General features: G+C 69.9%; 14 protein-coding genes, 1 other RNA gene and 1 pseudogene. All 16 read left to right on the top strand.

The window, feature by feature from the left end:
• Positions 1 to 204, top strand: an RNA gene (gene rnpB, locus VI238_RS11950) — RNase P RNA component class A; the annotation flags it as partial.
• Between the two features lie 373 nt (positions 205 to 577).
• Positions 578 to 1,021 (top strand): division/cell wall cluster transcriptional repressor MraZ, encoded by a 444-nt coding sequence (mraZ, locus tag VI238_RS11945; protein WP_331651609.1) that lies wholly within the window; start codon positions 578 to 580, stop codon positions 1,019 to 1,021.
• A gap of 13 nt (positions 1,022 to 1,034) precedes the next feature.
• Positions 1,035 to 1,976: a 16S rRNA (cytosine(1402)-N(4))-methyltransferase RsmH gene (rsmH, locus tag VI238_RS11940; RefSeq protein ID WP_331651607.1), complete on the top strand. Its 942-nt coding sequence runs from the start codon at positions 1,035 to 1,037 to the stop codon at positions 1,974 to 1,976.
• Entirely contained in the window at positions 1,973 to 2,242 is a 270-nt protein-coding gene (gene ftsL, locus VI238_RS11935; protein WP_331651605.1) for a cell division protein FtsL, read from the top strand. The genes rsmH and ftsL overlap by 4 nt, the downstream gene beginning before the upstream one ends.
• Positions 2,239 to 4,008, top strand: a complete 1,770-nt coding sequence (locus VI238_RS11930) for a penicillin-binding protein 2 (RefSeq protein ID WP_331651603.1) — start codon at positions 2,239 to 2,241, stop codon at positions 4,006 to 4,008. Before ftsL ends, VI238_RS11930 begins: the two co-directional genes overlap by 4 nt.
• Positions 4,005 to 5,510 carry a UDP-N-acetylmuramoyl-L-alanyl-D-glutamate--2,6-diaminopimelate ligase gene (locus tag VI238_RS11925; protein WP_414650060.1) on the top strand — a complete coding sequence of 502 codons (1,506 nt, stop codon included), beginning with the start codon at positions 4,005 to 4,007 and terminating at the stop codon, positions 5,508 to 5,510. The genes VI238_RS11930 and VI238_RS11925 overlap by 4 nt, the downstream gene beginning before the upstream one ends.
• Positions 5,504 to 6,880, top strand: coding sequence for a UDP-N-acetylmuramoyl-tripeptide--D-alanyl-D-alanine ligase (locus tag VI238_RS11920; RefSeq protein WP_331651601.1), 1,377 nt, complete (start codon positions 5,504 to 5,506; stop codon positions 6,878 to 6,880). Before VI238_RS11925 ends, VI238_RS11920 begins: the two co-directional genes overlap by 7 nt.
• The gene (gene mraY, locus VI238_RS11915; protein ID WP_331651599.1) at positions 6,870 to 8,009 is read left to right on the top strand and encodes a phospho-N-acetylmuramoyl-pentapeptide-transferase; all 1,140 of its coding nucleotides are present in this window, start codon (positions 6,870 to 6,872) and stop codon (positions 8,007 to 8,009) included. Before VI238_RS11920 ends, mraY begins: the two co-directional genes overlap by 11 nt.
• A 235-nt stretch (positions 8,010 to 8,244) precedes the next feature.
• Positions 8,245 to 9,456 (top strand): putative lipid II flippase FtsW, encoded by a 1,212-nt coding sequence (gene ftsW, locus VI238_RS11910; RefSeq protein ID WP_331651597.1) that lies wholly within the window; start codon positions 8,245 to 8,247, stop codon positions 9,454 to 9,456.
• A gap of 35 nt (positions 9,457 to 9,491) precedes the next feature.
• Positions 9,492 to 10,535 (top strand): undecaprenyldiphospho-muramoylpentapeptide beta-N-acetylglucosaminyltransferase, encoded by a 1,044-nt coding sequence (murG, locus tag VI238_RS11905; RefSeq protein WP_331651617.1) that lies wholly within the window; start codon positions 9,492 to 9,494, stop codon positions 10,533 to 10,535.
• A gap of 32 nt (positions 10,536 to 10,567) precedes the next feature.
• Positions 10,568 to 11,986, top strand: a complete 1,419-nt coding sequence (murC, locus tag VI238_RS11900) for a UDP-N-acetylmuramate--L-alanine ligase (RefSeq protein ID WP_331651615.1) — start codon at positions 10,568 to 10,570, stop codon at positions 11,984 to 11,986.
• Between the two features lie 44 nt (positions 11,987 to 12,030).
• Entirely contained in the window at positions 12,031 to 12,981 is a 951-nt protein-coding gene (locus VI238_RS11895) for a D-alanine--D-alanine ligase (RefSeq protein WP_331651613.1), read from the top strand.
• Positions 12,978 to 13,856 carry a cell division protein FtsQ/DivIB gene (locus tag VI238_RS11890; RefSeq protein WP_331651595.1) on the top strand — a complete coding sequence of 293 codons (879 nt, stop codon included), beginning with the start codon at positions 12,978 to 12,980 and terminating at the stop codon, positions 13,854 to 13,856. The genes VI238_RS11895 and VI238_RS11890 overlap by 4 nt, the downstream gene beginning before the upstream one ends.
• Positions 13,853 to 15,088 (top strand): cell division protein FtsA, encoded by a 1,236-nt coding sequence (gene ftsA / locus VI238_RS11885; RefSeq protein ID WP_331651593.1) that lies wholly within the window; start codon positions 13,853 to 13,855, stop codon positions 15,086 to 15,088. Before VI238_RS11890 ends, ftsA begins: the two co-directional genes overlap by 4 nt.
• A 190-nt stretch (positions 15,089 to 15,278) precedes the next feature.
• A pseudogene (ftsZ, locus tag VI238_RS11880) lies at positions 15,279 to 16,338 on the top strand (cell division protein FtsZ); the annotation flags it as partial.
• A 398-nt stretch (positions 16,339 to 16,736) separates the two neighbouring features.
• On the top strand, positions 16,737 to 16,868 hold a 132-nt coding region (locus tag VI238_RS11875), incomplete at its 3' end, for a UDP-3-O-acyl-N-acetylglucosamine deacetylase (RefSeq protein WP_331651611.1).

Genomic DNA, 16,868 nt, shown 5'->3' with positions numbered 1-16,868 from the left:
GCAAGGGTGAAACGGTGCGGTAAGAGCGCACCGCGAGTCCGGCAACGGACCGGCACGGCAAACCCCACCTGGAGCAAGACCGAATAGGGGGACCATGACGTGGCCCGCGTCGTCCCCGGGTTGGTTGCTCGAGCCGTGCGGTGACGCACGGCCTAGAGGAATGGCTGTCCACGACAGAACCCGGCTTATCGGCCGACTTCACCTCTTCGCGTCATCCGCGCACGGGCGACCCCGTGCGCGGATGCACGCGCGTTCGCGTTTGCCTCGCGACGCTGGGTCGTAACGCATTCCGAGCGTCGGGGGAGGCGGCATCGCCCCCGGGACACGTGGCGCGTCGCGCGACGTCATTGTCCGCGGGGCTGTAGTACGCGTGATCCTGCGTCTGAAGCGAGACCAATCTCGCATCAATGAGTTGTCTGCAACACCTCACATTCGACATCAACTTCATCGCGAACCTGGTCGACCGATGCGAGACAAATCCTTGCCTGAACAGCATTTTTTTCCGGAAATTCCTTGACAGTCCGCGCCCTGCCGCCTAATGTGGGTTCAAGTGGTTTTTCGTGGTGGGAAGTGGGTCATGTTTCAGGGCGAGACCGCCGTCACGCTGGATGACAAGGGCCGGGTTGCCATACCCGCGGCTCATCGCGACCTCGTCGCGAAGTCCGGCAACCGGCTCGTCGTGACCTACAACCCGTTCGAGCATGGGTGCCTGTGGATCTTCCCGCAACAGGAATGGGAGCGCGTTCGCGACGAGGTGAATGCGCTGCCGTCGGTGAAGGCGGTGCATCGCAACCTGCAGATGAAGCTCGTCGGCGCCGCTTCGCACGTCGAGCCCGATGCGAACGGACGCATCTCGCTGCCGGCCAGCCAACGCGGTGCGAGCGGCATCGAAAAGCGCGCGGTGCTGCTCGGCATGGGCAACAAGTTCGAACTGTGGAGCGAACAGGCGCACCTCGCGAAGATCCGCGAAACGATCGGCGAGGAGCAGATCACGGAGGACATGCTCGAGCTGAAGCTGTGAGCGGGGCCCATCGATGAGCGCGCCGCAGCTCCGGCACGCGCCGGTGATGCTGGCGGAGGTCCTGGAAGGCCTTCGCGTGAGCGGGAAGGGAGTCTGGCTGGATGGGACGTTCGGGCGCGGCGGGCATGCGCGCGAAATCCTGAAGCGGTTGGGACCGGAAGGGCGCTTGTTGCTGATGGATCGCGATCCGGAGGCGATCGCTGCGGCGAAGAGCGAGTTCGCGCAGGACCCGCGCGTCGGGATCCGCCACGCGAACTTCGCCGACATGGCCGCGTGGCCGGAGGCGGCGGCGGGTCTCGACGGCGTGCTGCTCGACCTCGGCGTGTCGTCGCCGCAGCTCGACGATCCGGCGCGCGGTTTCAGTTTCCAGAGTGAAGGACCACTCGACATGCGCATGGACCCGACCCACGGGATCAGCGCGGCGCAGTGGCTGGCGACGGCGGACGAGAAGGAGATCGCCGATGTGCTGTGGCGTCATGGTGAGGAACGCATGAGTCGACGCATCGCGCGAGCCATCGTGGAGCGCGAACGCGAGCGGCCGCTGGCGACGACGCGCGACCTCGCCGACCTCGTCGCCAGGACGATCGGGCATCGCGAGCGCAACAAGCATCCGGCGACCCGCACGTTCCAGGCGCTGCGCATCCACGTCAACGACGAATTCGGTGCGCTCGAGCGCGGCCTCGACGCCGCGCTGCGCTGCCTCAAGCCGGGCGGCCGGCTCGCCGTGATCAGTTTCCACTCGCTCGAGGATCGCGTCGTCAAGCAGTTCATCCGCGGCGAGGTCGCGCGTCCCGTTCGACGCGGGTTGCCGCTGCCCGAGGTCGCGCCGCCCGCGCTCGTCGCGGTCGGCAAGGCACGGTTCGCGACCGACGCCGAACTCGCGGCGAACCCGCGTGCGCGCAGTGCCGTGCTGCGCGTCGCCGAGAAGCGTGCCGACGCCGCGGGGACGACATGAGCCTGCGCATCGCCGCACTCGCCGTGCTCCTGCTCGCGACGATCGCCACGGCGATCGGCGTCGTCTACGCGCGCCAGCAGAGCCGCCTCGCCTTCGTCGAACTGAGCCGCCTCGGCAACGAGCGCGACAACCTCGAGTTCGAGTTCGGCCGCCTTCAGCTCGAGCAGGCGACCTGGGCGGAGAACAACCGCATCGACCAGATCGCGCGGGGCCGCCTCGGCATGCTGCCGCCGACCGCCGCGCAGACCCTGGTGATCAAGCGATGAATGCGCGCGCGCGTCCGGCCAACCCGCGCACTCGGCTGTACGCCGTGGTCGCCGTGCTCGGCCTCGCCTCGAGCGCGCTGGTCGTGCGCGCGGTGGATCTGCAGGTCGTGCGCAAGGATTTCTACCAGGAGCAGGGCGACGCGCGTTACCTGCGCGACATCGACATCCCGGTCTCGCGCGGCACGATCTTCGATCGCAACGGCGAACCGCTCGCGGTATCGACGCCGGTCGAATCGATCTGGGCCAATCCGATCGAGCTGCTCGCGCACGCCGATCGCATCGGCGAGCTCGCGCGCGCGACCGGGCTCGACGAGGAGTCGCTCAAGCAGCGGCTCGTCGAGCGCTCCGACAAGGAGTTCTACTACGTCAAGCGCCATCTCAATCCCGACGACGCACAGGCCGTGCTCGACCTCGGCATCCCCGGCGTGTCGAGCCAGCGCGAGTTCCGCCGCTACTACCCGAGCGGCGAGGTCATCGCGCACGTGCTCGGCTTTACCAACATCGACGACGCCGGCCAGGAAGGCCTCGAGCTCGCGTTCGACCAGTGGCTCGCGGGCGAGAAGGGCATCAAGCGCGTGATCCGCGACCGCCTCGGCCACGAGGTCGAGAACGTCGAGCTCGTGCGCGAGGCGCGACCGGGCAAGGACCTCACGGTTTCGATCGATCGGCGCATCCAGTACCTCGCCTACCGCGAGCTCAAGGCGGCGCTCGTCGAACACCACGCGAGCTCGGGCTCGATGGTGATCCTCGACGTGCCCACCGGCGAGATCCTCGCGATGGTGAACCAGCCGTCGTTCAACCCGAATGCGCGCGGCAACATCGACCCTGCCTACCGGCGCAATCGTGCGGCGACCGACGTGGTCGAGCCGGGTTCGACGATGAAGGCGTTCACGATCGCGACTGCGCTCGAAACCGGCAAGTGGAAGCCGCACACCCCGATCGACACCTCGCCCGGAACCTACACGCTGTACGGGCACACGATCAGCGACGTGCACAACAAGGGCCTCATCGACGTCACCGGCGTGATCACCTACTCGAGCAACGTGGGCGCGGCGAAGATCGCCGCGACGCTCGGTCGCGACGAGATGTACGACGTGTTCCATCGCTTCGGCTTCGGCGAAGTGACCGGCTGCGGCTTCCCGGGCGAGTCGCCCGGCAACCTCCCGATCGCGCGGAACTGGGGGCCGGTCGAGCAGGCGACGATCGCCTACGGTTACGGCCTCAGCGTGACGCCGTTGCAGCTCGCCCAGGCGTACGCGGCGCTCGCCAACGACGGCCGCCTGCGCGCGCCGACGTTCGTCAAGGGCGGCCAGGCGCAGGATCGCGCGGTCATCGATCCGCAGATCGCGGCGACGCTGCGCGGGATGCTCGAAACCGTGATCCATCCGCCCGGCGGCGGCGTCAAGGCGGCGATCGCGAACTACCGCGTCGCCGGCAAGACCGGCACCTCGCGCACGGCGGCGGGCGGCGGCTACCAGAAGAAATACATCTCGCTGTTCGCCGGCATGGTGCCCGCGAGCGCGCCGCGCCTGGTCGGCGTCGTCGTGATCCGCGACCCGCAGGGCGCGTACTACGGCGCCCTCGTATCGGCGCCGGTCTTCAGCAAGGTCATGGACGGCGCATTGCGCCTGCTCGACGTCCCGCCCGACGACGTGCAGAACTGGTACACCGCGGCGCCCGATTCCGGGCACACCGTACGCACGAACCGGCAGGCGCCCGACGGCGCGCAGGCAGAGCCGGACTATGCGGAGGGTGTACCCGAATGAACGAGCGGTATTCGATGAGCGTGCGCGACCTGCTGCAGGGACACGGCGACGCCGGCGCAGCCGGCGACATCGTCGTGCGCGGCCTCGCGCTCGATTCGCGGCGCGTAGCGAAGGACGACGCATTCGTCGCGCTCGCCGGCGCGCATGCGCACGGCATCACGTTTGCCCCGGCGGCGTCGGCGCGTGGCGCAGCGGTGATCCTGGCCGACACGGCAGGCATCGAGGCGCCCGCGTCCGGCGCGCGCTCTGCCACCACGACCGTTCCGGTCGTGTGGCTGGACGGCTTGCGCGATCGCCTCGGCGCGATCGCGTCGCGCTTCTTCCACGAACCGTCGCGTGCGCTGCACATCGTCGGCGTGACCGGCACGAACGGCAAGACCTCGACCGTGCAGTTGCTCGCGCAGGCGTTGCACCACGCCGGCCGAGCGGTGGCGACGATCGGCACGCTCGGCGCCGGCATGCACGGCGGGATACGCGAAGGCGATCGCACGACGCCGGATGCGATCGCCGTTCACGGCCTGCTCGCCGGGTTCCGCGATGCGGGCGCGACCCACGTCGCGATGGAAGTCTCGTCGCACGCGCTCGACCAGGGGCGCGTCAACGCGGTCGGTTTCGAACTCGCGGTATTCACCAACCTCACGCGCGACCATCTCGACTACCACGGCACGATGCAGGCCTACGGCGCCGCGAAGCAACGCCTGTTCTCGTGGCCGGGGCTCGCCGCCGCGATCGTCAACGTCGACGACGCCTTCGGTCGCGTGCTCGCGAGGGTCGTCGGCAAGGGCGTCGCGCTCGTGCGTTACGGGATCGGTCGCAGCGATGCCGACGTCGTCGCCCACGACGTCGAATCCGACGCCGGCGGCCTGCGCTTCCGGCTGGCCACGCCGTGGGGCGAAGGCCGTGTCGCCTCGCGCCTGCTCGGCCGCTTCAACGTGTCCAACCTGCTCGCGGTCGCCGCCTGCCTCGGGCGGCTCGGCTTCACGTTCGCTCAGATCCGCGATGCGCTCGCGGCGCTCGAACCGGTGGCGGGACGCATGAACCGCCTCGGCGGCGACGCGACCCGGCCGCTCGTCGTGGTCGACTATGCGCACACGCCCGACGCGCTCGAGCAGGCGTTGGCCAGCCTGCGCGCGCACTGCAGCGGGCGCCTCGTCTGCGTGTTCGGCTGCGGCGGCGAACGCGACGCCGGCAAGCGCCCGCAGATGGGCGCGATCGCCGAGACGTTCGCCGACCGCATCGTCGTTACCGACGACAATCCGCGCGGCGAGGATGGCGACGCGATCGTCGCGCAGATCGTCGCGGGGCTCGCGCGCCCGTCGCTCGCCGCGATCGAACGCGATCGCGCGGCCGCGATCGCGCTCGCGATCGGCATGGCGCAGGCGGGCGACGTCGTGCTCATCGCGGGCAAGGGCCACGAGCCGTACCAGGAAGGCGCCGGCGGGAAGCGGCCGTTCGACGACCTCGCGGTCGCGCGCGGCGCACTGGAGGCGCGCGCATGCTGAACCTACGACTCGCCGATATCGCGCGATGGACCGGTGGGCGGCTGCACGGCGACGACGTCGTCGTCGATGCGGTCTCGACCGACTCGCGCACGCTGGGAGCGGGCACGTTGTTCGTCGCGCTCGCCGGCGAACGCCACGACGGGCACGCGTTCGCCGAAGCCGCGCGCGAGCGCGGCGCGTCTGCGCTGCTGGTCGAACGCGAACTCGCGGTCGCGCTGCCGCAGGTGGTCGTCGTCGACACGCTCGCCGCGCTCGGCGAGCTCGCGCGCGCGGTGCGCGCGCGCAGCGACGCGCGCGTGGTCGGCATCACGGGCTCGAACGGCAAGACCACCGTGAAGACCCTGGTCGCGTCGATCCTCGCGCGCCACGGTCGCACGCACGTCAGCGCCGGCAACTTCAACAACGAGATCGGCTTGCCGTCGACCCTGCTCGCCATGCCCGCCGACACCGAATACGCGGTGCTCGAGATGGGCGCGGGCAAGCCGGGCGACATCGCCTACCTCGCGCGCATCGCCCGGCCGGACGTCGCGCTCGTCAACAACGTGGCGGCCGCGCACCTCGAGCGCATGGGCTCGCTGCAGGGCGTCGCCGAGACGAAAGGCGCGATCTACCGCGCGCTTCCCGACGACGGCGTCGCGGTCATCAACGCCGACGACGCGTTCGCCGACTACTTCGGCGTGCTCGCGGGCAACCGGCGCGTGTTGCGATTCGGGCTGTTGCGGCGAGCCGACGTCGGCGCCAACCTCGAGGTCGAGCCCGCGGGCGGCCGCGGATTCCGGCTGCTCGCTCCGGGCGGGTCGATCGACATCGCCTCGCCGCTGCACGGGCGTCACAACGTGATGAACGTGCTCGCGGCCGCGACGATCGCGATCGCGCTCGGCGTGCCGCTGGCGACGATCAAGGTCGGCGTCGAGTCCGCTCCGACGGTCGCCGGCCGCCTCGCACGACGCACGCTCGCGGGCGGCGGGGTGATCATCGACGACAGCTACAACGCCAACCCCGGTTCGTTCGCCGCCGCGATCGCGACGCTCGCGGCGGAGCCCGGCGAGCGGATCCTCGTGATGGGCGACATGGCCGAGCTCGGAGCCGAAACCGAACGCCTGCACGCCGAGATCGGGGCGCTCGCCCGGCGCAGCGGCATCGAGCGCCTGCGCGCCGTCGGGCGCCTGAGCCGTGCCGCGGTCGATGCGTTCGGCACGGGCGCGGAGCACTACGCGGACCAGTCGCAACTGGTCGATGCGCTGCGCGCGGACATGCGCGCCGGCGTCGTGTTTCTCGTCAAGGGTTCGCGATCGTCGGCGATGGACCGCGTCGTGGACGCGCTCGCCGGCGACGAAGGCGGCAACGGAGGCGAACGCCATGTTGCTTGAACTCGCCGAGCTGCTGAAGGGATGGATCAGCGCGTTCCACCTGTTCCAGTACCTGACGTTCCGCACGATCATGGGCACGCTCACGGCGCTCGCGGTGTCGCTGCTCGCGGGGCCCTGGATCATCCGCAAGCTCGCCGAGATCAAGGCGGGCCAGGTGATCCGCGTCGACGGGCCGCAGTCGCACCTGTCCAAGGCGGGGACGCCGACGATGGGCGGCGCGCTGATCATCGCCTCGATCACGGTGTCGACCCTGCTCTGGGCCGACCTGCGCAACCGATATGTATGGCTCGTGCTCGGCGTGACGATCGCGTTCGGTGCGATCGGCTTCTACGACGACTACAAGAAACTCGTGCTGAAGGACAGCCGTGGCCTCGCCGCGCGCTGGAAGTACTTCTGGCAGTCCGTGTTCGGCCTGGCCGTCGCGCTCTACCTCTACTTCAGTGCCGACACGCCCGCGGCGACGACGTTCTACCTGCCGCTGATCAAACAGGCGCAGCTGCCGCTGGGTCATCTGGCCGACGTCGCGGCGCAGGCGCCGTTCGCGTGGTGGGGCCTGTTCGGCGCGGTCGTGTTCGTCGGTCTCGCGTACTTCATCGTGGTCGGCTTCTCCAACGCGGTGAACCTCACCGACGGCCTCGACGGCCTCGCGATCATGCCGAGCGTGCTCGTCTCGACCGCGCTCGGCGTGTTCGCCTACCTTGCGGGTAACAAGGTGTTCTCCGAGTACCTCGGCATCCCGGCGATTCCGGGTGCAGGCGAGCTCGCGATCTTCTGCAGCGCGCTCGCCGGCGCCGGACTGGGGTTCCTCTGGTTCAACACGTATCCGGCGCAGGTGTTCATGGGTGACGTCGGCGCGCTCGCGATCGGCGCCGCGCTCGGCTGCGTCGCGGTGATCGTGCGACAGGAAATCGTGCTCCTGATCATGGGTGGCGTGTTCGTGATGGAGACGGCGTCGGTGATGCTGCAGGTCGCGAGCTTCAAGCTGACCGGCAAGCGGATCTTCCGCATGGCGCCGATCCATCATCACTTCGAGCTCAAGGGCTGGCCGGAGCCGCGCGTGATCGTGCGCTTCTGGATCATCAGCGTCGTGCTCGTGCTGATCGGTCTCGCGACCTTGAAGGTGCGCTGATGACCGTGCTGCGGAGGTCCCTCACCCCACCGTGTGCTTCGCAACGGGTCTCCCCGTCTCCCGCTGCGCGGGCAAGGGACGGTAGCCGGCTGCCTGCGGCAGCCGTGGCAGGTCTTCGTCGATTGGCCCTCACCCCACCATTTGCTTTGCAAATGGTCCCCCCCTCTCCCGCTGCGCGGGCGAGGGTCGATCGCCGGCTGCTTGCGGCAGCCGGATTCGTGGATGGGGGGCGCTGATGCTGCTGTTCGACTTCAGCAACGACGACCAGCAGGCGACGCGCTTCGGCGACGTCAAGGGGCGCTACGACCTCGGCCTCGTCGTCGCCGCGATGCTGCTCGCGAGCCTTGGCCTCGTGATGGTCGCGTCGAGTTCGATCGCGATCGCCGACGGGCAGCACGTCGGCGCGTTCTACTACCTGTATCGGCACATGGCGTTCCTCGCAATCGGCCTCGTCGCCGCGCTCGTGATGTCGCGCATCGAGCTGGCCTGGCTCGAGCGCAACGCGTTGACCTTGCTCTTGTGCGGCGCCTTCCTGCTGCTGCTCGTCTTCGTGCCGTTCATCGGCGTGCGCGTCAACGGCGCCCGCCGCTGGGTGCGGCTCGGCTTTATCGGCTTCCAGTCGGTCGAGGCCGTGAAGATCCTGCTCGTCGTGTACATGGCCAGCTATCTCGTGCGGCATCGCGACAACCTCCAGGGCAAGCTGCTCGGGGTGGTCAAGCCGCTCGCGACCGCTGCGATCTTCGCGGCCCTGCTGCTCGCGCAGCCCGACTTCGGTTCCGCGACCCTGCTCATGGCGGTCACGCTCGGCATGGTCTGGCTCGGCGGCGCGCCGCTGCGCAACCTCGCCCTGCTCGGTTCGCTCGCGCTGCCCGTGCTCGCGGTCGCCGCCCTGAGCCAGGACTATCGCGTCAAGCGCCTGACCTCGTTCCTCGATCCCTGGGCCGATCCGTTCAAGGACGGTTTCCAGTTGACCCAGGCGCTCATCGCGATCGGGCGCGGCGAGTGGACCGGAGTCGGCCTCGGTGCGTCGGTGCAGAAGCTGTTCTACCTGCCCGAGGCCCACACCGACTTCATCCTCGCCGTGCTCGCCGAGGAACTCGGCCTCGCCGGCATCGTGCTCGTGCTCGTGCTGTTCGGTTGGCTCGTCGGTCGCGGTTTCGCGATCGGCCTGCGCGCGGTCGAACAGAACCGGCATTTCGCCGGCTATTGCGCCTTCGGCGTATCGCTGATGCTCGCGCTGCAGGCGCTCGTCTCGATCGGCGTGAACCTCGGCGTGCTGCCGACGAAGGGACTGACCCTGCCGCTCGTGAGCTCGGGCGGTTCGAGCGTGATGATGACGTGCGCCGCGATCGGCCTGCTCGCGCGGGTCAGCTACGAAGTGTCGCGCGCCGAAAACGCGATGCTGCAGGTGATCAGCGAGCGCCAGCTGCTGGAGGTGCGCCCGTGAGCGCGATCGCCGACCCGAACGGACCGGTGCTGGTCATGGCCGGCGGAACCGGCGGGCACATCTTTCCGGGGCTCGCGGTCGCGGATGAACTCGTCGCGCGCAAGATCCCGGTGGTCTGGCTCGGCGCGGACGGCGGCCTCGAGACGCAACTCGTTCCGCGCCACCGCCTGCATCTGGAAACGTTGCCGATCGGCGGCCTGCGCGGCAAGGGCGTCGCGACCGCGCTCGCGATGCCGTTCCGCCTCGTCGGCGCGATCGCGGGAGCCCGTGCGCTGCTCGCGCGGCAGCGTCCGCGTTGCGCGATCTCGCTCGGCGGCTATGCGGCCGCGCCCGGCGGCATCGCCGCGCTGCTCGCCGGCGTCCCGCTCGTCGTGCACGAACAGAACAGCATCGCCGGCATCACGAACCGCCTGCTCGCGCGCAGGGCACGGCGCGTGCTGACGGGATTCCCCGACGTGTTCGCTCGCGGCGAGTGGGTCGGCAACCCGGTGCGCGCGTCGATCGCGGCGTTGCCCGCGCCCGCGCAGCGCTGTGCCGGGCGCGACGGTCCGCTGCACCTGCTCGTGCTCGGCGGCAGCCAGGGCGCGCAGAGCCTCAACGCGGCACTGCCCGAAGTGCTGCGCCGGCGCGGCTCGCGCATGGCGGTATCGGTGCGCCACCAGTGCGGCTCGAAGCACTTCGACAAGGCGCGCGCGGCCTACATGAATGCAGGCATCGACGCCGACGTCGTGCCGTTCGAGGACGACATGGCGGCCGCGTACGCGTGGGCCGACCTCGTGATCTGCCGCGCGGGCGCGCTGACGCTCGCCGAGCTCGCCGCGGCGGGCGTGCCGTCCATTCTCGTGCCGTTCCCGCACGCGGTCGACGATCACCAGACCAAGAACGCGGAGGCGATGGTGGCCGCCGGCGCGGCTCGACTCGTCGCCGAGGGGGACGAGTTCGTCAAGCGCCTCGGCACGGCGTTCGAGGAACTCAACGACCGCGCGCGCCTGCTGCGCATGGCGAACGCGGCGCGCTCGCTGGCGAAGCCCGACGCCGCACGGCGCATCGCCGACGTCTGCGTGGAGGTCGGCACATGACCGTGGCACGCTCCAGGCGGCCCGTCGACGGCATGCAGGCGGACCTGTTCCAGCAGCTGCGGCGCGTGCACTTCGTCGGCATCGGCGGGGTCGGCATGAGCGGCATCGCCGAAGTGCTCTGCAACCTCGGCTACGAGGTCTCCGGTTCCGACAAGGCGGACAACGCGACGACGCGCCGGCTCGCGTCGCTCGGCGTGCGCATCGACCGCGGCCACGACGCCGCGCACGTCGCCGACGCCGACGTACTCGTGGTGTCGAGTGCGATCAAGGCGGACAATCCCGAACTCGTCGCCGCGCGCGAGCGGCGCATCCCGGTCGTACCGCGCGCGGAGATGCTCGGCGAACTGATGCGCTTCCGGCGCGGCATCGCGGTCGCCGGCACGCACGGCAAGACGACTACCACGAGCCTTACCGCGAGCGTGCTCGCCGAGGCCGGGCTCGACCCGACCTTCGTCATCGGCGGCCAGCTCGTCGCCGCGGGCGCCAATGCGCGCCTCGGCACCGGCGAGTACCTCGTCGCCGAAGCGGACGAGTCGGACGGCTCGTTCCTGCTGCTCTCGCCGGTGATCGCGATCGTCACCAACATCGACGCCGATCATCTCGAGAACTACGACGGCGATTTCGAACGCGTGAAGAAGGCGTTCGCTGATTTCCTGCATCGCCTGCCGTTCTACGGCCTCGCCGTGCTGTGCGTCGACGATCCCGAGGTCGCCGCGCTGGCCGGCGGATCGAACCGACGCGTGCTGACCTACGCGATCGATGCCGACGCCGACGTCCGCGCTTCGAACGTGCGCCAGGACGGCAGCACGACCGCGTTCACGCTGCACCTGCCCGACGGCGGGCCGAGCCTTCCGGTGCACCTCAACCTGCCGGGGCGGCACAACGTGCTCAACGCGCTCGCCGCGTGCGCGGTCGGCTGGCAGCTCGGCGTGCCGCCGGAAGCGATGCAGCGCGCGCTCACGCAGTTCCAGGGCGTCGGGCGCCGCTTCCAGCTGCGCGGCGAACTCGAACTCGATCGAGGCCATGCGCTGCTCGTCGACGACTACGGCCACCATCCGCGCGAGCTCGCCGCGGTGTTCGCCGCGGCGCGAGCGGGCTGGCCGCACCGCCGCCTCGTCGTGGCATTCCAGCCGCACCGGTATTCGCGCACGCGCGACCTGCTCGACGACTTCGCGGGCGTCCTCGCCGAAGTCGACGTGCTCGTGCTTACGGACGTCTACCCCGCGGGCGAGGCGCCGATCGCGAACGCCGATGGCCGCACGCTCGCGCGCGCGGTGCGCGCGCGCGGCAAGGTGGATCCGGTCCTGGTGGCGCATCCGCGCGACCTCGCGTCCGCGCTGCCGCCGCTGCTGCGCGACGGCGATCTGCTCCTGCTGCTCGGCGCCGGCGACATCGGCGCCATCGCGAGCGAAATGGCTGCCGCGGGCCACCTGAAATCGAAGGTCGCATGATGGGCGCTTCCTCCAATCCCGAATCCCGCACCCAGCCGCGCGGCATGCGCGTCACCGACGCGAAGGCGTTCGGCCGCGTCGCGGTCGTCATGGGTGGCGAGTCGGCCGAGCGCGAGGTATCGCTCGACTCCGGCCGCAACGTGCTCGCCGCGCTGCGCGCGAAGGGCGTCGACGCGCACGCGGTCGACGGCATACCGGCGCTGCTCGACGCACTGCGCGCGGGGCATTACGCGCGCGTGTTCAACATTCTCCACGGCCAGCGCGGCGGCGGAGAGGACGGCGTGCTGCAGGGCGCGCTCGAGTCGCTGCACGTGCCGTACACGGGCTCGGGCGTGCTCGGCTCCGCGCTGTCGATGGACAAGGTGCGCACCAAGCAGGTGTGGATCGCCGAGGGCCTGCCGACGCCGCGCTTCGTCGCGCTGCGCAAGCGCGGCGGCAAGACGCCGGACGTGCACGCGGCGGCGGCCAAGCTCGGCCTGCCGGTGATCGTGAAGCCGGCGTGCGAGGGCTCGAGCGTCGGCGTGTCGCGCGTGCTGCGCGAGGCCGACCTCGACGCGGCCGCCGAACTCGCCGCGCGCTATCCGGGCGACCTGCTCGTCGAGGAGATGATCGTCGGCGACGAGCTCACGGTCGGCATCCTCGGCGGGGAAGCGTTGCCGTCGATCCGCATCGTGCCCAAGGGCGCGTTCTACGACTACCACGCCAAGTACGTCGCCGAGGACACCCAGTACATCTGTCCCGGCCTCGACGGTTCCGCCGAGACCGCGCTGCGCGCGCTCGCGCTCGCCGCGTTCGAGGCGGCCGGCTGTGACGGCTGGGGACGCGTGGACATCATGCGCGACCGCGACGGCCGCGACTACCTGCTCGAAGTCAACACCGCGCCGGGGATGACGAGCCATTCGCTCGTGCCGAAGGCCGCCCGCACGCTCGGCATATCGTTCGAAGACCTGTGCTGGCGCGTGCTCGAGACCTCGTTCGAGGAGCACCGCGGATGAGCGCCGGCTTCCCGTTCAAGCTCGCCGCCTGGGGCATCGCGCTCACGCTCGTCGCGTTGCCGATCCTCGGCGTGCTCAACGGCTGGTTCGCGAGCGACCGCTGGCCGGTCACGCGCCTCGATGTGCGTGCGCGGTTCGATCACGTGAGCGCCGAACAGATCCGCGCGGCCGCACAGCCGCTGCTCGGCGAAGGGTTCTTCGCGCTCGATCTGGACCAGGTGCGCGCCGCCGTCGCGAAGCTGCCGTGGGTCGCGCGCGCCGAAGTGCGCAAGCGGTGGCCCGATACGGTCGAGGTCGTCGTCTACGAGCAGCAGCCGTTCGCGCTCTGGGGCGACGATCGCCTGGTCAATCGTCGTGGCGAGTTGTTCAGCGTCGCCGGAGCGGACGGGTTGCAGGGCCTGCCGCGCTTGAGCGGCCCCGACGATCGACTCGACGACGTATTGCGCTTCCATGCCGTCTGTCAGCGCGAATTCACCGGCAGCGGCCTCGCGGTCGAGGCGATCGCGTTGTCGCCGCGTGGCGGCTGGCGCCTCGAGCTCGCCTCGGGCACGGTGGTCGAACTCGGCCGGGACGACGCCCAGCAGCGCCTGAAGCGCTTCCTCGACGTCTGGCCGCGCCTCGCCGCCAGCCATGCGAACGCGCCCGCCTACATCGACCTGCGCTACGAGAACGGCTTCGCGATGCGCTGGCCGGAGGACGCCGGTGGCGCGGATGCGGCAGCGCCAGCGACGCGCGACGAGCCGACACCGCCGCAGGCACGCGCCGCGCCCGACGCCGGCTTCGCCGCGCTTGCCGAGGCAGCCGACGCGGGTCCGTCCAGCCGCCTGTCCGCCCGCACCATGAACCGCGAATCACGAATCCCGGCGCTTCCATGAACCGCAAGTCCGAAAAGAACCTCATCGTCGGTCTCGACGTCGGTACCTCGAAGATCGTCTCGATCGTCGGCGAACACACGCCCGGCGAATCGGTCGAGATCATCGGCATCGGTTCGCATCCCGCGCACGGCCTCAAGCGCGGCGTCGTCGTCGACATCGAGTCGACCGTGCACTCGATCCAGCGCGCCGTCGAGGAAGCCGAGCTCATGGCCGGATGCCAGATCCGCTCGGTTTACGCCTCGATCGCCGGTAGCCACATCAAGGACGAGAACTCGCACGGCACCGCGCCGATCCGCGACAAGGAGGTCAGCGCGTCCGACCTCGACGTGGTGCTCAACTCGGCCTGCGCGATCGCGATCCCGGCCGATCGCAGCGTGCTGTACCGCGAACCGCAGGAATACCTCATCGACGGCCAGGAGGGCATCCGTCATCCGGTGGGAATGTCCGGCGTGCGCCTCGAGGCGAACGTGCACCTCGTCACCGGCGCCGCGAGTGCGATCCAGAACATCACCAAGTGCATCAACCGCTGCGGCCTTCAGGTCGACGAGCTGCTGCCCGCCGCGGTCGCATCGGCGCGCGCGGTGCTCACCGACGACGAGCGCGAACTCGGCGTGTGCATGGTCGACATCGGCGCCGGCACGACCGACATCGCGATCTACACCGGCGGCGCGCTTCGCCACACCACGTCGCTCGCGATCGGCGGCGACCAGGTCACGAGCGATATCGCGCACCTCATGCGTACGCCGACCGCGCACGCGGAGGAGCTCAAGGTGCGCTACGCATGCGCGCTCGCGCAGCTCGCCCACGCGGAGGAAACGATCCAGGTACCGAGCGTGGGCGACCGGCCGCCGCGTCGACTCGCGCGCCAGAACCTCGCCGAGGCGGTGCAGCCGCGCTACGAGGAGATCTTCGAGATGGTGCAGGCGGACCTGCGCCGCAGCGGACGCGAGGAACTCGTGCGCGCGGGCATCGTGCTCACCGGCGGCGCCGCGCGCATGGAAGGCGCGCTGGACCTGGCCGAGGAGCTGTTCCACATGCCGGTCCGGCTCGGCACGCCGCAGCACGTGACCGGCCTTGCCGACGTCGTCGCGAATCCGATGCAGGCGACCGGCGTAGGACTGCTCATCTACGGCAGCCGCGGCGGCGTGCCGCGCGGCGCGCCGGTCGCAGGCAGTTCGGCGGTGGGTGGCCTATGGAACCGGGTGTCGACCTGGTTCAAGGGCGAATTCTAGTGAACACGGCGCCCAGAGGCGCTCGTTGGAAAGTCCGGCATGGAAGCCGGTCTGCTCTTTGCCGTCATGGAGGTCGGCAGTGGTAACGACCACGGCACGCCAGCCGCGGCAGGACGGGCCGGACCGGGAAGGTCACGGACCCGGGAACGATAAGAAGACCAGGCAGTAATCACTTTGCGGAGGATGGGATATGTTCGAGTTCGTCGAAAAGATGGCACCGAATGCGGTGATCAAGGTCGTCGGCGTCGGCGGCGGCGGCGGCAATGCCGTCAGCCACATGGTGCAGGGAGGCGTCGAAGGCGTGGATTTCGTCTGTGCGAACACCGACGCGCAGGCGCTCAAGAGCAGCGGCGCCAAGTTCACGCTGCAGCTCGGCGCGAACGTGACCAAGGGCCTCGGCGCGGGCGCGAACCCCGAAGTCGGGCGCCAGGCGGCGCTCGAGGATCGCGAGCGCATCGTCGAGCTCCTGCAGGGCGCCGACATGGCGTTCATCACGGCCGGCATGGGCGGCGGCACGGGCACCGGCGCGGCGCCCGTCGTCGCGCAACTGGCCAAGGAGATGGGCATCCTCACGGTCGCGGTCGTGACCAAGCCGTTCCCGTTCGAAGGACGCCGCCGCATGCAGGTCGCCCTGAAGGGCATCGAGGACCTCGGCCAGTATTGCGACTCGCTGATCACGGTGCCGAACGAGAAGCTGTTGACCGTGCTCGGCCGCGACGTGACCCTGCTGAGCGCATTCAAGCAGGCCAACGACGTGCTGCTCGGTGCGGTGCAGGGCATCGCCGACCTCATCACGCGGCCGGGCCTCATCAATGTCGACTTCGCCGACGTGCGCACCGTCATGTCCGAGATGGGCATGGCGATGATGGGCACCGGCACCGCCCACGGCGACGACCGCGCGGTCGCGGCGGCCGAGGCGGCGATCAACAACCCGCTGCTCGACGACGTCAACCTCGCCGGTGCGTGCGGCATCCTCGTCAACGTGACCGCGGGCACGAACCTGACGATGCGCGAGTTCGACGACATCGGCCAGGTCGTGCACGAGTTCGCGAGCGAGGACGCGACGGTCGTGATCGGCACCGCGCTCGATCCGGACCTCAAGGACGACGTGCGCGTGACCGTGGTCGCCACCGGCCTCAACCGCGCGGTCGCGCGGCAACCGTTGCGCGAGCAGCGCGAGCGCGAACGTGAGGTGGTGAGCGCGCAGCGTCCGTCGATGCGTGTGATCCGCAATGCGACGACGGGCGAGGTCGACTACCTCGGCATCCCGGGCCAGCCGATCCGCCAGTCGGTCGATCACGTGCAGCCTGAAGCGTCGGGGGACTACCTCGACATTCCGGCGTTCCTGCGGCGCCAGGCCGACTGACGCACGACGACCGGCTCCCATCCGGCCCGGGCGCGCCCGCTGGGAAGCGCGCGCACCGGGCGAGCGGCGATGCTTCGAACACATCGCCGCCCCGGCACCGCCATCCTGTGGCGTCAGGATGGCGGTCGCCGCCGTCGGCGGAGACGCGGGAATGGCCCGGGTGTGTTGCGAAAATGCGACGCAGTGTGGGTTCCACACGTCGTTAAACTTTTCTCGCCCACATCGCTGTGCTACCCTCGCCGGCGTTTTGTCAGCTCCTGCCCCAGGGGGCAATACATAAAAATGATCAGACAACGCACGCTCAAAAACGTCATCAGAGCGACGGGCGTGGGTCTTCACACGGGCGACAAGGTCTACATGACGTTGCGTCCGGCGGCCGTGGACACGGGTATCGTGTTCCGCCGCGTCGACCTG

The sequence above is a fragment of the Dokdonella sp. genome (assembly GCF_036518555.1).
In the GTDB taxonomy this organism is placed as follows: domain Bacteria; phylum Pseudomonadota; class Gammaproteobacteria; order Xanthomonadales; family Rhodanobacteraceae; genus Dokdonella_A.
This window is presented reverse-complemented; position numbering and strand designations above follow the sequence as displayed.

Coding starts and splice junctions, on each gene's coding strand:
- mraZ (WP_331651609.1), top strand. CDS start 578: ATGTTTCAGGGCGAGACCGCCGTCACGCTGGATGACAAGGGCCGGGTT.
- ftsW (WP_331651597.1), top strand. CDS start 8,245: ATGCTGCTGTTCGACTTCAGCAACGACGACCAGCAGGCGACGCGCTTC.
- VI238_RS11930 (WP_331651603.1), top strand. CDS start 2,239: ATGAATGCGCGCGCGCGTCCGGCCAACCCGCGCACTCGGCTGTACGCC.
- mraY (WP_331651599.1), top strand. CDS start 6,870: ATGTTGCTTGAACTCGCCGAGCTGCTGAAGGGATGGATCAGCGCGTTC.
- murC (WP_331651615.1), top strand. CDS start 10,568: ATGCAGGCGGACCTGTTCCAGCAGCTGCGGCGCGTGCACTTCGTCGGC.
- murG (WP_331651617.1), top strand. CDS start 9,492: ATGGCCGGCGGAACCGGCGGGCACATCTTTCCGGGGCTCGCGGTCGCG.
- VI238_RS11925 (WP_414650060.1), top strand. CDS start 4,005: ATGAACGAGCGGTATTCGATGAGCGTGCGCGACCTGCTGCAGGGACAC.
- ftsA (WP_331651593.1), top strand. CDS start 13,853: ATGAACCGCAAGTCCGAAAAGAACCTCATCGTCGGTCTCGACGTCGGT.
- rsmH (WP_331651607.1), top strand. CDS start 1,035: ATGAGCGCGCCGCAGCTCCGGCACGCGCCGGTGATGCTGGCGGAGGTC.
- ftsL (WP_331651605.1), top strand. CDS start 1,973: ATGAGCCTGCGCATCGCCGCACTCGCCGTGCTCCTGCTCGCGACGATC.
- VI238_RS11890 (WP_331651595.1), top strand. CDS start 12,978: ATGAGCGCCGGCTTCCCGTTCAAGCTCGCCGCCTGGGGCATCGCGCTC.
- VI238_RS11895 (WP_331651613.1), top strand. CDS start 12,031: ATGCGCGTCACCGACGCGAAGGCGTTCGGCCGCGTCGCGGTCGTCATG.
- VI238_RS11920 (WP_331651601.1), top strand. CDS start 5,504: ATGCTGAACCTACGACTCGCCGATATCGCGCGATGGACCGGTGGGCGG.